Annotated in this window: 12 protein-coding genes; 11 read left to right on the top strand and 1 reads right to left on the bottom strand. The window is 42.3% G+C overall.

Going from position 1 to position 13,028, the window contains the following annotated elements; translation table 11 throughout:
* Positions 1-3 precede the first annotated feature (3 nt).
* From IWX76_RS16040 to rfbA, 10 genes are all read left to right on the top strand, one after another.
* The gene (locus IWX76_RS16040; RefSeq protein ID WP_196861039.1) at positions 4-990 is read left to right on the top strand and encodes a glycosyltransferase family protein; all 987 of its coding nucleotides are present in this window, start codon (positions 4-6) and stop codon (positions 988-990) included.
* A gap of 29 nt (positions 991-1,019) precedes the next feature.
* Positions 1,020-2,003 (top strand): DUF6427 family protein, encoded by a 984-nt coding sequence (locus tag IWX76_RS16035; RefSeq protein WP_196861038.1) that lies wholly within the window; start codon positions 1,020-1,022, stop codon positions 2,001-2,003.
* A 77-nt stretch (positions 2,004-2,080) separates the two neighbouring features.
* Positions 2,081-2,836 carry a type III pantothenate kinase gene (locus IWX76_RS16030; protein WP_196861037.1) on the top strand — a complete coding sequence of 252 codons (756 nt, stop codon included), beginning with the start codon at positions 2,081-2,083 and terminating at the stop codon, positions 2,834-2,836.
* Positions 2,799-4,145: a hypothetical protein gene (locus IWX76_RS16025; protein WP_334642089.1), complete on the top strand. Its 1,347-nt coding sequence runs from the start codon at positions 2,799-2,801 to the stop codon at positions 4,143-4,145. Before IWX76_RS16030 ends, IWX76_RS16025 begins: the two co-directional genes overlap by 38 nt.
* 55 nt (positions 4,146-4,200) lie before the next feature.
* Positions 4,201-4,728, top strand: coding sequence for an LPS export ABC transporter periplasmic protein LptC (gene lptC, locus IWX76_RS16020; RefSeq protein ID WP_196861036.1), 528 nt, complete (start codon positions 4,201-4,203; stop codon positions 4,726-4,728).
* Between the two features lie 120 nt (positions 4,729-4,848).
* Positions 4,849-6,945, top strand: a complete 2,097-nt coding sequence (locus tag IWX76_RS16015) for a peptidylprolyl isomerase (RefSeq protein WP_196861035.1) — start codon at positions 4,849-4,851, stop codon at positions 6,943-6,945.
* A 63-nt stretch (positions 6,946-7,008) separates the two neighbouring features.
* Positions 7,009-7,524, top strand: a complete 516-nt coding sequence (locus IWX76_RS16010; RefSeq protein ID WP_196861034.1) for a DUF2480 family protein — start codon at positions 7,009-7,011, stop codon at positions 7,522-7,524.
* A gap of 30 nt (positions 7,525-7,554) precedes the next feature.
* Positions 7,555-8,334 (top strand): DUF3108 domain-containing protein, encoded by a 780-nt coding sequence (locus tag IWX76_RS16005; protein ID WP_196861033.1) that lies wholly within the window; start codon positions 7,555-7,557, stop codon positions 8,332-8,334.
* A 10-nt stretch (positions 8,335-8,344) separates the two neighbouring features.
* Positions 8,345-8,917 (top strand): DUF3109 family protein, encoded by a 573-nt coding sequence (locus tag IWX76_RS16000; protein WP_196861032.1) that lies wholly within the window; start codon positions 8,345-8,347, stop codon positions 8,915-8,917.
* A gap of 52 nt (positions 8,918-8,969) precedes the next feature.
* Positions 8,970-9,830, top strand: coding sequence for a glucose-1-phosphate thymidylyltransferase RfbA (gene rfbA, locus IWX76_RS15995; protein WP_196861031.1), 861 nt, complete (start codon positions 8,970-8,972; stop codon positions 9,828-9,830).
* Between the two features lie 126 nt (positions 9,831-9,956).
* On the opposite strand, the gene IWX76_RS15990 is transcribed toward rfbA, so the two are convergent.
* On the bottom strand, positions 9,957-12,326 hold the full coding sequence (locus IWX76_RS15990; RefSeq protein WP_196861030.1) for a M1 family metallopeptidase: 2,370 nt from the start codon (positions 12,324-12,326) through the stop codon (positions 9,957-9,959).
* A 216-nt stretch (positions 12,327-12,542) separates the two neighbouring features.
* Here IWX76_RS15990 and IWX76_RS15985 point away from each other — a divergent pair, with 216 nt between their 5' ends.
* Entirely contained in the window at positions 12,543-13,019 is a 477-nt protein-coding gene (locus IWX76_RS15985; protein WP_196861029.1) for a DUF6702 family protein, read from the top strand.
* Positions 13,020-13,028: the final 9 nt, after the last annotated feature.

Raw genomic sequence — 13,028 nt, 5'->3', positions numbered from 1 at the left:
ACATTGAGAATTCTTTATGCGATTCAGGGAACCGGTAACGGCCACATCAGCCGTGCAAGGGAAATTGTTCCCTTGCTCCAGCAACATGGAACGGTAGATTTACTGATCAGCGGCACTCAAAGTGACGTCAAGCTTATACAGCCTGTAAAATACCAATTGCATGGATTCAGTTTCATCTTTGGAAAAAAAGGCGGTGTACACCATTGGGAAACTTTTAAAACGATGAATCTTCCGCGTTTCGCCACCGACATGCGGAAGATTCCATTGAAAGACTACAACCTGATTATTAACGATTTTGAGCCTGTCACCGCCTGGGCCTGCAAACTGCAGGGTTTAGAAAGTGTTGGTTTAAGTCACCAGGCGGCTTTCCAATCGCAGAAAGTTCCTAAGCCAAAAAGTATCGACTGGGCACAGCTGGTCATGAAATACTATGCCCCGGCCACCCATTATGTGGGTTTCCACTTCCGTAAATACGATCATTTTATCAATACCCCGGTTATCCGTTCAGAAATCAGAAACCTGATTGTGAGTAATGACGGGCATTATACCGTTTATTTGCCGGCCATTGACGACCGCCTGCTGGTGCCTTTATTACAGCAATTGCCACAGGTGCAGTGGAAGGTGTTTTCCAAACACTGCCAATTCAAATACCGCGCAAAAAATGTGGACGTTTCGCCAGTGAATCATTACGAATTTAACCAGAGCCTGGCCAGTTGCACCGGATTATTTACTGGTGGCGGTTTTGAGGGCCCTGCCGAAGCACTTTTTCTGGGCAAAAAGCTATTGGTCATGCCCATGCGTTACCAATATGAGCAGCAATGTAATGCCTATGCCTTAAAACAACTCGGTTTTCCGGTCATCTGGGGGAGTAATAAAAACTGGCTGCCCATTTTGAAAAGCTGGATCGAGAACCCCCAGGAATACGAATTTGACTTCCCTGATGACACCGCTACGGTTATTGATGAAGTTGTGAGTCGCTTTGCCAGATAATTTCCTTTACTTTGAGTTCTTAAACCGGCATGATAAATCAATTCAGAACGCTAAACCCCATTAACCTCCTTTATTTATTCGCCTATACTTTTTTTATGCGGATTGCGATTTTCGTGGACATGCCTCCGATGTTAAACTTCGAGTTTGTGGAGCCCTATGCGAAGCTTTTTTTCTCCATCCCCATCGCCGAAAGTGTGATTAGCCCCACTTTAAATGTGTTCTGTGCCAGTTTAATCGTCTACCTGCAAGCCCTCATCTTTAACCGGGTAGTCAATAACCACGGTTTACTCAACAAACATGGTTACCTGCCCGCCTTGTTATACATTACCGGAGCCAGCTTATTTTTACCCTTTTTAGTCCTCAGCCCGGTACTGATGTGTAATTTCCTGCTGATCCTGGTCATGGATAAGATCCTGAAAATCGGAAAATCACCACATGCCATTATGCTCATGTTCGACATCGGGATGATCATTGCCATTGGCTCCCTCATTTATTTTCCTTTTATCGCCATGATGCTGCTGATCTGGCTGTGTCTGTTGTTGTACCGATCGTTTAACTGGCGGGAGTGGTTTTCTGGATTGGTGGGTTTTGCGATGGTGTTCTTTTTCCTGGCCGTCTATTATTACTGGCAGGACCAGATTAGTATTTTTTACCGCATTTGGCTTCCGCTCACCAATAAGTTCCCTATGGTTTTCAAAATCAACTATAACGATTACCTGGTGTTGGTACCGGTATCCATTATGATGGTTTTGGCGATGATACAATTAAGGAATAACTTCTTCAGAAGTTTTATCAGCACCAGAAAAGCCTTTCAGGCCTTATTTTTTATGTTTCTGCTGGCGGTTATCAGCTGTTATGCCAAGCCAGGCTTTCGATTATATCACTTTTTATTGTGCGTTCCCCCGGGGGCTGTACTGCTGGCCTATTATTTTTCAAATGCCACAAAGCGTTGGTTTTACGAAAGTTTATTCCTCATCCTGGTCATCACGATCCAGTGCTTTTTATTCGTTTAACTTTTTTTAACAAATTGATCCCTTGAAACTTGCTAAAGATTAATAGCTTTGTGCCATGAAGTTTGTAGCTGTAGGCCATGCATAACCTGGTTATAGATGTTGGAAATACAAACAGTAAAATCGCTGTTTTTAAATCCAGAACGCTGGTTTCTTTCGAATCAGTGCCAAAACTTGATCCCCGCAGGATAGCGGACTTGCTGGTAGCTTACCCCATTGAAGGGGCTACGATTTCCAGTGTAAATGAAGAAGAAGTTGAAGTAAAAGAACTGCTGAGGGCCCATAGCCGGTATATTGAATTTTCTACCCACATCAATCCGGGGATTAAAAACAACTATAAAACGCCTGATACATTAGGTTTAGACCGCTGGGCAAAGGTAATTGCCGCCTATCGGTTGTACCCGGGAGAAGCTTGTTTTATCATCGATGCAGGTACCTGCATTACTTATGATCTTTTACAGGGCGATGCTGGTTATGATGGAGGTTGTATTAGTTTAGGACTGCAGATGCGGTTCCAGGCGTTAAACCATTATACCGAAAGGTTGCCATTGGTAGAAAAGCCAGGTGCAGATGCCGCAATACCAGAAGGAGTAAATACCTTTACGGCCATACAGCAAGGTGTGCTGCAAGGTGCAGTATATGAGGTGGCAGGTTTTATAAACAGGCCGTATACGAATAACAATAAAATAAAAGTGCTGATCACCGGAGGCGACGCACCCTTTTTTCTGAATCAATTAAAAGGGTATAAATTTGCAGGGCAGGTCATTCACGAACCATACTTAGTATTAAAAGGATTAAATGAAGTCATTGCATTTGAATATGTACAAAAGAATTAGTTATATCACTGGCGTTATGGTTGTGCTGATCAGCATGAACGTAAAGGCACAGGTTACCACACAATCGCCTTACAGTAAATTTGGTGTTGGAAATATTAGAGGCGTTGTTACGCCCCAGTTAAGAGCGATGGGTGGAATCTCTACCGGTGTATATAAGCCAAGTGGCTACAGCAATGTAAACATGCACAATCCGGCTTCTTATCCAGGCATTAACCTGACCACTGTCGATATCGGTATAAACGGTAGTTTAACTACTTTAGACAACGGATCTACTTCAGAGAAAAGTTTTAATGGAACCCTGAGCCATTTATTAATTGGTATTCCGGTATCTTCCAGATCGGCCTTAAGTTTCGGTGTGGTTCCATACACAGACTTAGGTTACTCCTTTACCAACCGTGTGACGTTAAGCAACGGTGCCAATTCTACGGCGCAGGATGCTGATTATATTTACAGTGGCGAGGGTGGATTAAACAAAGGTTTTATTGGTTACGGTTACCGTTTCGGTAAACACCTGAAAATTGGTGCCAATGCAGAATACCTGTTTGGTAACCTGCAAAACTCCCGTTCCACAGAGCTGGTTGTTCCAGATTCATTAGCAAGTAACTCCATTAACTCCCGCATGCAGAATAAAAACAGCATCGGTGGGTTCAGCTTTTCTTATGGTTTACAATATGATATTCCATTAAACAGCAAAACATCCCTGATCTTAGGTTACTCCGGATCATCTGCTTCCACCGTATCATCTACCCAGTCGTCGGTGGTTACGCAGTACACAAGAAATACTGTAGGGGAAGAAAATGCAGCCTTAGATACCCTGATTAACAATGAAGGCGCTTCTGCCAACCTGAAGTTACCCTTAATTCATAACTTTGGTTTCACCATCCAACGTGATAACAAATGGTTAATTGGTGCCGATTACCGCATGGGAAAATGGTCTGAAGCCAGTATTGGTGGCGAGAACATGGACCTGCAGGATACTGAAGGATTCTCTATCGGTACACAAATCACGCCTGATATCAACTCCATCAACAACTATTTCAAACGTGTAGATTACCGTTTAGGCTTTACGTACGACAAAACCTATGTTCAACTAAACCAACAGGATGTTAAACAAATGGCAGTAACCTTCGGATTTGGTATTCCATTGGCACGTGCCATGAGCGGTTTATCGTTCTACAAACTAAACTTCACCACAGAAATTGGTAAAAGAGGAAACACTTCTAACGGTTTGTTGCAGGAAAACTTCGTTAACTTTAGCTTAGGTTTCACGCTTAACGATAAATGGTTCAGAAAGTTCAGATTCGATTAACATGAACAGGCTCGGTATTCGATATGGAATAATAGTCATACTGGGCTTAACACAAATGATATTGTGGTCATCCTGTAATGAGGATGACCTTAAAAAAGCTGCTGCCATCTCGGCCAGCAAAGTCACCTTTACCCGCGACCGCTCTTTGGGCGTCGAAGTGGTTTACAGTGATTCGGCTAAAGTAAAAGCCAAAGGATTTGCCCCGGTACTCGATAAGGTGAGTCCGAAAGACGGAAAAACCTATCAGGAAATGCCCAAAGGGGTAAGTGTCGACTTCTATGGTGATCTGCAGACGAAAACCGGGAGTATCACTTCCGAGTATGCGATCATGAAGGAGACCGAACAGCTGACCATTTTCCGTAAAAATGTAGTGGTGGTGACGGAAAATATGACCTTTACCACGGAAGAGCTGACCTGGGACCAAAACAAAAAAATGTTCTTTTCCCAAAAAGGGCTAGTTAAAAGACCCGATGGATCCTTTGTGGATGCCATCAACTTTTCAGCGCCACAAGATTTCAGCACCACGACCTTTGAACAGGGTTATGCGGAGACCTATATCAAGGGCGATCTGACCAATCAATAGGAGAAAGTAGCACCACTTATTCCCTTAATTTATAAATACTTATTCAAATGCCTTTTTAATTTTCTTTTTTTGGCAAAAGTTGTATCTTGCGCCCTCTTAAAAAAATTAAATAAGAATATTATGGGTTTAATGACATTTTTGCGTAATCGTGCAGGCTTCATCATTATTGGCTTTATCGGTTTTGCAATTGTTGCATTTTTGTTGGGCGACGCAATAAACGTAGGTAAGCCATTCTGGGCTGAATCTCAACGAGTAGTGGGAACGATAGACGGTGAATCTATTGATATCGAAGATTTCGGTAAAAAAGTAGAACAAAGTCAGGCACAATTACAACAACAATACGGAGGTGGTTCTAACCCTCAGATGCAGGCCATGGCCGTTGAAAACGTATGGAACGGTGAAGTAGCCAGTGTATTATTAAGTAAAGAATACAGCCGTTTAGGCTTAGCAGTATCCAGCGATGAACTGTTCGAACTTTTACAAGGTAAAAACCCAAGTCCGCTTATTGTACAATATTTCGGAAACCCACAAACAGGTCAGGTAGACCGTGCTGCTGTGATCAGCAGTTTAAAACAACAAAGCAAAAACCCAGAGCTAAAAGCACAATGGGATTTATTGCAGTTGGAAGTGGAAAAACAAGCCCTACAAGAAAAATACGGTAACCTGATTAAAAACTCTGTGTATGTAACTTCATTAGAAGCAAACGACGAGTATGTCAACAGAAACAAATTGGCTAGTTTCAATTATGTGGCTTTAGATTATGCTTCGATCGCTGACGCTACTTTGAAACTAACAGATGCAGATTATACAGCTTATTATAACGAAAACAAAAAACGCTTTGACAATCCGGTGGAGACCAGAACATTCGAATATGTTTCTTTCTCTGCAGAACCAACCAAAGCAGATACTACAGCAATTCAGGCACAAGTGACTAAATTAGCTGCTGATTTCAAAACTGCTAAAAACGACTCCTTGTTTTCAGCCATCAATTCTGACGTAAAAGTTCCTTATACTTATATCTCTAAAGGTCAATTAGACCCTGCTGTAGATTCAGTAGTATTTAACTTACCAGCAGGAAGTTTCTACGGACCAGTATTATCTGGTAACTCTTTCAAATTAGCTAAAGTAGTTGACGCCCGTTTTTCACCAGATTCAGTGAAAGCAAGTCACATCTTAATCGACGCAGCCAGAGCAGGTGGTGTTGATAAAGCAATGAAACAAGCAGATTCCCTAAAAACATTAATTCAAAACGGTGCAAGTTTCGCAACCTTAGCTGCACAATACAGTGTAGACGGTTCGAAAGATAAAGGTGGCGATTTAGGTACGTTCAGTCGTGGCCAAATGGTTCCTGAGTTTGAGAATGCAGCATTTAATGGTAGCGTTGGCGACCTGAAAGTGGTACGTTCACAATTCGGTGTTCATGTGATTAAAATCGAAAAACAAATTGGTTCATCAAAAGTGGTGAAGCTGGCCTATATCGAGAAAAGTTTAGCGCCAAGCAGCAAAACTAAAGATGCAGCTTATAAAAAAGCAACTACTTTCCTTAGCCAGGTTAAAGGTGATAACTTTGCTGCAATAGCACAGAAAAACGGTTATACGGTAGCCATTGCTGATAAAGTTGCAGGAAGCCAGGGTTATGCACCAGGATTAGATAATCCACGTCCAATCATCAAAGACGCTTATGAAGCAGAAGCAGGTGATGTATTAGGACAGGTTTACACGATGGACAATGCTTTTGTGGTAGCGCGTTTAACACAAATCAGCCCTAAAGGATTATTGCCTTTAGAAGTGGTTAAAAAAGATATCGAGCCTATGGTACGCCAGGCTGTTAAAGCTAAAATGCTGACCGAGAAAATGAACAGTGCTGTACAAGGTGCCGCAAACATCAACCAGGTAGCACAAAAAGTAGCAAAACCAGTGGTGCCAGTAGAAAACATTGTATTTGCTAACCCGGTAGTTCCAGGTGTTGGACAGGAAAACAAACTGATTGGATCTGTTTTCGGATCATCAGTAGCTAAAGTTTCTGCTCCGGTAGCTGGCGAAAGAGGTGTTTATGTATTCAGTGTAAAAGGATTCAGCGCACCTGCACCATTAGCAAACGTGTTTAAGCAAAAAGAAACCATGTTATTGTCTGTAGCACAACGTTCTTTAGGTTCGGCATTCCAGGCATTAATTGATAAAAGCGAGATAAAAGACAATAGGGTGAAATTCTATTAATCTTATTTTACGTAATTTTGTAACCGGAAGCAACGCTGCTTCCGGTTTTTTTATTTTAGCACCATGGAGATACAGGAGAATTTTGTTAATAAAGTAGCCGCCAGTGGTTTGGTTACCCTAAACCTGGAAGAATATTATCCAGCAGGAGAGCGCCTGGTATATGATATCAAGGAGAATCTATTTCATGGACTGATGTTAAGGGAAAAAGATTTCAGGGAGTTTATTAAAACGCACGACTGGGCGCAATATGCCGGTAAGAACGTAGCGGTCATCTGTTCTGCAGATGCCATTGTTCCCACCTGGGCGTACATGTTACTGTCCAACCGCATGAAACCCCATGCCAATGAAGTGGTATTCGGTAACCTGGAAGTTTTAGAAGCGGTGTTGTTTACCAAGGCCCTGTCTAAAATAGACATCAATGCTTACGCCAACGAACGCGTGGTAATTAAAGGATGCGGGGACATCGCCGTGCCTACAGCCGCTTATGTAGAGCTGACTAACCTGCTTACACCCGTTGTAAAAAGTATCATGTATGGAGAACCCTGCTCTACAGTTCCCGTGTTTAAACGTAAGGATTAATAATTGGAAAGCTTTTTGCAAAGCCCCTGTATGAGATATACCTATCTGTTTGCTTTTTTTACGTTTCTGACCAGCCTAACTACTTACGCTCAGCACTTACCTTTTCAAAAGCAGCCTGTATTTCAGGCCGGCGAAGTGCTGACTTACAAACTCAAATACGGTTTTATTACTGCTGCCGAAGCAACGATCAGGGTAACAAATTCAGACCAGAAGTTTGACGGGAAACCAACCTATAAACTCTCGGTTGATGCCAGGACTTCCGGTTCCTTCGATGTGTTTTATAAAATCAGGGACCATTACGATTCCTATATCGACAAAACGCAGCTTACCCCTTATTTTTACCAGGAGAATATTCGCGAAGGCAAATACCGCCGCCAGGATAAAGCACGTTTTACACAAAGTACACGTAAGGTGGTTTCGAACAGGGGGACTTTTACCGGACCAACGAATCAGACTTTCGACTTGGTTTCTGCCTATTATTTTGCGCGGAGCCTGGATATTTCAAAGATGAAAATCGGCGACAAGTTTGCGTTGAACTATTTCCTGGGCGATGAAATTTCGCAGCTGCAAATCGAATATGTAGGAAAGGAAGTGGTGAAGAGTAAACTAGGTACCATCAGGTGTTTAAAATTCAGTCCATCTATACAGCCAGGACGAATCTTCAGGAAAGACAGCAGGTTGTACCTCTGGATTACTGATGATGGCAACAGGGTGCCTGTAAAAGCCGAGGTAGAGATACTTGTTGGCGCAGTGACCATGGAAATAAATTCAGCCGCCGGATTAAAATATCCATTGGCTAAAATTGATTAATACAATTAAAATGATAGAAGTACAAAACACCTTAGTTCATGAAGATTTAATCCGCGAGAACTTTGTGTGTAATTTGAATAAGTGTAAAGGCATCTGCTGTGTAGAGGGGGATTCTGGTGCTCCATTGGAGCATGCGGAGAAAGCCATCCTGGAAGCCATTTACCCGACCATCAAACACATGCTGGCACCAAGAGGCATTGAGGCCATTGAAGCTTACGGCACCTCGGTCATAGATTCTGATGGTGATTTAACTACACCTTGTGTGGATGGCAATAAAGAATGTGCTTATGTGACCTTTGAAAACGGAATCACGAAATGTGCTATTGAAAAAGCACATGAGCAAGGCCTGGTAGAATGGCAAAAACCTATATCCTGCCACCTGTACCCGATCAGGATTACCCAATACCCAGAATTTGATGTGTTAAATTACGACCGCTGGAGCATTTGCAGCGATGCCTGTACATTTGGCCGGGAGCTGAAAGTTCCGGTGTACCAGTTTCTGAAAGGACCACTGATTAGAAAATATGGTGCAGAATGGTATGCCGAGCTGGAAGAAAGCGTAAGATTAGGCGCATCATCATAACAATACTATCTTTACAGCGTAGAAACGATTAACCAAAACTAAATAAGATAACTTGAAAGGAATTATACTAGCAGGGGGAAGCGGCACCAGGTTGCACCCTTTAACCCTGGTGATGAGTAAACAAATGATGCCGGTTTATGATAAACCGATGATTTACTATCCGCTGTCGACATTAATGTTGGCTGGGATTAAAGAAATCCTGATCATCTCAACACCTCATGACTTGCCAAACTTTGAGAAATTGTTAGGCGACGGAAGCCGCTTAGGTTGTAAGTTTAGCTATGCTGTACAGGAAGAACCAAATGGTTTAGCCCAGGCCTTCGTGATTGGTGCTGATTTTATTGGCAATGACAAAGTAGCTTTGGTATTAGGAGACAACATTTTTTATGGAGATGGCATGTCGCGCTTATTGCAAAGCAGTGCAGATCCAGAAGGCGGTGTGGTATTCGCTTACCAGGTGTCAGATCCTGAACGTTATGGTGTGGTTGAATTTGATGCCAATAACAAAGCCATCTCTATTGAAGAGAAACCAACGGAGCCTAAATCAGACTATGCAGTTCCAGGACTTTATTTCTATGACAATAGTGTCGTAGAGATTGCCAAAAACATTAAAGCTTCTCCACGCGGAGAATACGAGATTACCGATGTAAACAAAGTTTACCTGGAACAAGGGAAACTGAAGGTAGGCGTATTGAGCAGGGGAACTGCCTGGTTAGATACAGGTACTTTTGCATCGCTGATGCAAGCCGGACAATTTGTAGAGGTCATTGAAGAGCGTCAGGGTTTGAAAATCGGATGTATTGAAGAGGTTGCTTACCGCATGGGCTTTATTGACAAAGAACAGTTAAGGGCTATTGCAACACCATTAGTTAAAAGTGGTTATGGTGCTTATTTATTAAAGATGATTAAATAAACGCTTACGTAAACACACGAATAGCGTAAACAAAACATATATATACATATAAAAAGGTCCCGATTGTACATCAATCGGGACCTTTTTTATTTAGCAGTATGATAAGTTTGCTTTCGAAAACTTATTTTATTTCTTTCCGGCCTGCATTGGGTTCAAACCAACAGATTGTCCCCTTGCAGCACCACCAGATTTTTGTTTAAACAACTGGAATTTGCTTGGTTTCACCTGGCCACCCCAGGTATTATTCGTTTCATCGATATCCGCAGTTTCGCGCATCGGATCCAATTTAATGGAAACCACTTCCTGGTCTTCCACATAAAGTTTAGAAGCATTGTTCTCGTTTAAACGCCAGATCTGTGCAGGAATGCGGTCAAGTTTCTTCGAACCGTCGGCATAAGTAAACTCCACAATCACCGGCATAATTAAACCACCCTTATTGCTGAATGATAACTCATACAGGTGTTTGTTTGCATATTTCTTTTGGTCAGCCGCAGGTAAAGGCTCAATTGGCATATTGCTGGCTTGTTTGCGGGCGGTGGTATCTACTTTTTCCAATCCGCGGGCATATCTCCAATAGAAATCCCTGGTATTTTTGTCTTCATCCGTGTAAAAGGTAATCGACTTATCCGCTTTGTTCCTGATTTTGGAGATGTCTTCAAAAGCATTTACTGCTGGTTTATCTACCGCTACCAGGCGTTCTCTTGCTGGTGGTAATTTAGCATTTACATCAGGTTTGGCATATTTCACCGAATCCAAAGCAATATCACAAGCATCCGTACTGTAAAACCAGCCTCTCCAAAACCAATCTAAATCTTCACCACTCGCATCTTCCATTGTTCTGAAAAAGTCGGCGGGGGTAGGGTGTTTAAAAGCCCATCTCCTGGCATATTCTTTAAAAGCGTAGTCGAACAGCTCGCGGCCCATAATCGTTTCCCTAAGGATGTTTAAGGCCGTTGCTGGTTTAGAATAAGCATTCGGACCGAAACGAACAATGTTTTCAGAATTCGTCATCACCGGCTCCAACTGGTCTTTCGGCAATTTCATGTAATCGATAATGGTATAAGCCGGACCTTTTTTAGTTGGGAATTTATTATCCCAAAGTTCTTCCGTCAGGTATTCCAGAAAAGAGTTTAAACCCTCATCCATCCAGGTCCATTGACGCTCATCGCTATTCACGATCATCGGGAAAAAGTTGTGACCCACTTCGTGGATAATTACACCGATCATTCCGTTTTTGGTTGATTCACTATATGTACCATCTTTTTCTGTACGGCCGTAGTTAAAACAAATCATCGGGTATTCCATACCGTTGGCCGCTTCCACACTTTGTGCAACCGGGTAGGTGTAAGGGATGGTGAAATCAGAATAGGTTTTAATGGTATGGGCAATGGCTTTTGTCGAAAACTTACTGTATAAACCATAAGCTTCTTTAGGATAAAAACTCATGCACATCACAGATTTTCCCTCTATAGGTTGCGCCATGGCATCCCAAACATATTTTCTGGAAGACGTCCAGGCAAAATCCCTCACATCATTAGCTTGAAATACCCAGGTTTTAGTACCCGACTTTTTCGTGCTTTCTGCTTTTTTAGCTTCAGCTAAGGTTACAATCTCTATAGGTTCAGTTGCTTTAGTCGCCTTGTTATACCTGGCCATTTGTTCAGGTGTTAACACTTTTTCGTAATTTAAACATTCGCCCGTTGAACCAACAAGGTGATCCGCAGGTACAGTCATCTCTACTTTAAAGTTTCCGAAGGTCAAAGCAAATTCACCACGACCTGTAAACTGGTGGTTCTGCCAACCCTGAAAATCGCTGTATACGCATAAACGCGGGTACCATTGTGCCATGGTAAACAAGTGATTGCCATCTTCCGGGAAAAACTCAAAACCACCACGACCACCAAATTCCATGCGGTCGGCAATTTTATAAGTCCAGTCCACTTTAAAAACTAAAGTCTCGCCAGATTTCAAACTTGCCGGGATCTCCACCCGCATCATTGTTTTGTTAATGGTGTATTGCAAAGCTTTACCTTGCGCATCCGTTAATTTCTTTATTTGTATACCAAGTCCGTTATCCTTGTCGGTAGACTCCGCTTGCGTCCTGTCAAGCATAGTGGTGGTCGCCATATTCGGCATTTTCGTACTCGACTGGTAGTTGGCGTTGTTGATGTTATTATGTTCGTTTTCGTCAAGCTGTAGCCAGATGTACGTCAGTACATCGGGAGAATTATTGATATAGGTTACGGTTTGTGAACCAGTAAGCAGCATATTTTTCTCATCCAGCGTACATTTAATGTCGTAATCAGCGCGTTGTTGCCAATATTTCACACCTGGCGCACCACTTGCTGTCCTTTGCTCGTTAGGGGTAGTTAATATGGTGCCTAATTGTTCAAATTTATTACCATGGTTGCTGTCGGGGTTATTTCTAATGTTTTGAGCGGTCGTTATACCTATGCTGGCGCAAAAAAAGGTAATCAGGGTAAATATTTTCTTCATGAAATGCGGTTAAAGATGCTGCAAGGTTTGAAATGCATAGCTAAATTTAAAACGATTTTTTGTAAAACACTAAACAATTGCTTATAATTAACCACATCCGGCTTATTAGCCTTGTATAATGACCTCATGACAGTCTTTTTTAGCCAAACCCTATTAATTTGTTACTTCCTACTGGGCGTACTGCCAAGCCCCCGCGTGCAAAATAAGGCGCTTCTTATGACCAGCCGTGAAAGTTTTGGCGAAACGACCATCCTGCACCCTTTACATTTAAGCAGCATGGATATCAACTATACCACTAAACCTGGGACCTTGGAAATCAGTTGCCGTTTGTTTACCGATGATTTGGAAGATGCGCTGAAAAAGCAGTTTAAGGTCCCTACGGATCTTTCGGCACCGGCGAAACATAAAGCCATGGACGAGCTGCTCAAAAAGTACATCGCTTTGCATTTAAAGTTCCAGGCCAACGGCAAAGCCATAACCTTAAATTACCTAGGTTTTGAAAAGGACAGAGAGGCTGTGATTGTTTATGTAGAATCCGCACCTATAAAATCCTTAAAGAAACTGGAGGTCTATAATACACTGATGTATGACCTGTTTAACGACCAGACCAATATTATGCATGTGGTGGTTAATGGCAAGCGGAAAAGCGACAAACTTGACTATCCAGAAACAAAAGCTGTTATCTTTGAATAACACCAAGCA

Source organism: Pedobacter sp. CAN_A7, from assembly GCF_015752175.1.
Classification (GTDB): Bacteria; Bacteroidota; Bacteroidia; order Sphingobacteriales; family Sphingobacteriaceae; genus Pedobacter.
Note: the sequence above shows the minus strand (reverse complement) of the source record. Positions and strands in the feature narration are given on the sequence as shown.

Excerpts from the sequence above, each read along its gene's own strand:
- IWX76_RS16035 (WP_196861038.1), top strand. The coding sequence starts at position 1,020 with ATGATAAATCAATTCAGAACGCTAAACCCCATTAACCTCCTTTATTTA.
- IWX76_RS16030 (WP_196861037.1), top strand. The coding sequence starts at position 2,081 with ATGCATAACCTGGTTATAGATGTTGGAAATACAAACAGTAAAATCGCT.
- IWX76_RS16025 (WP_334642089.1), top strand. The coding sequence starts at position 2,799 with ATGAAGTCATTGCATTTGAATATGTACAAAAGAATTAGTTATATCACT.
- lptC (WP_196861036.1), top strand. The coding sequence starts at position 4,201 with ATGATATTGTGGTCATCCTGTAATGAGGATGACCTTAAAAAAGCTGCT.
- IWX76_RS16015 (WP_196861035.1), top strand. The coding sequence starts at position 4,849 with ATGGGTTTAATGACATTTTTGCGTAATCGTGCAGGCTTCATCATTATT.
- IWX76_RS16010 (WP_196861034.1), top strand. The coding sequence starts at position 7,009 with ATGGAGATACAGGAGAATTTTGTTAATAAAGTAGCCGCCAGTGGTTTG.
- IWX76_RS16005 (WP_196861033.1), top strand. The coding sequence starts at position 7,555 with ATGAGATATACCTATCTGTTTGCTTTTTTTACGTTTCTGACCAGCCTA.
- IWX76_RS16000 (WP_196861032.1), top strand. The coding sequence starts at position 8,345 with ATGATAGAAGTACAAAACACCTTAGTTCATGAAGATTTAATCCGCGAG.
- IWX76_RS15990 (WP_196861030.1), bottom strand. The coding sequence starts at position 12,326 with ATGAAGAAAATATTTACCCTGATTACCTTTTTTTGCGCCAGCATAGGT.
- IWX76_RS15985 (WP_196861029.1), top strand. The coding sequence starts at position 12,543 with ATGACCAGCCGTGAAAGTTTTGGCGAAACGACCATCCTGCACCCTTTA.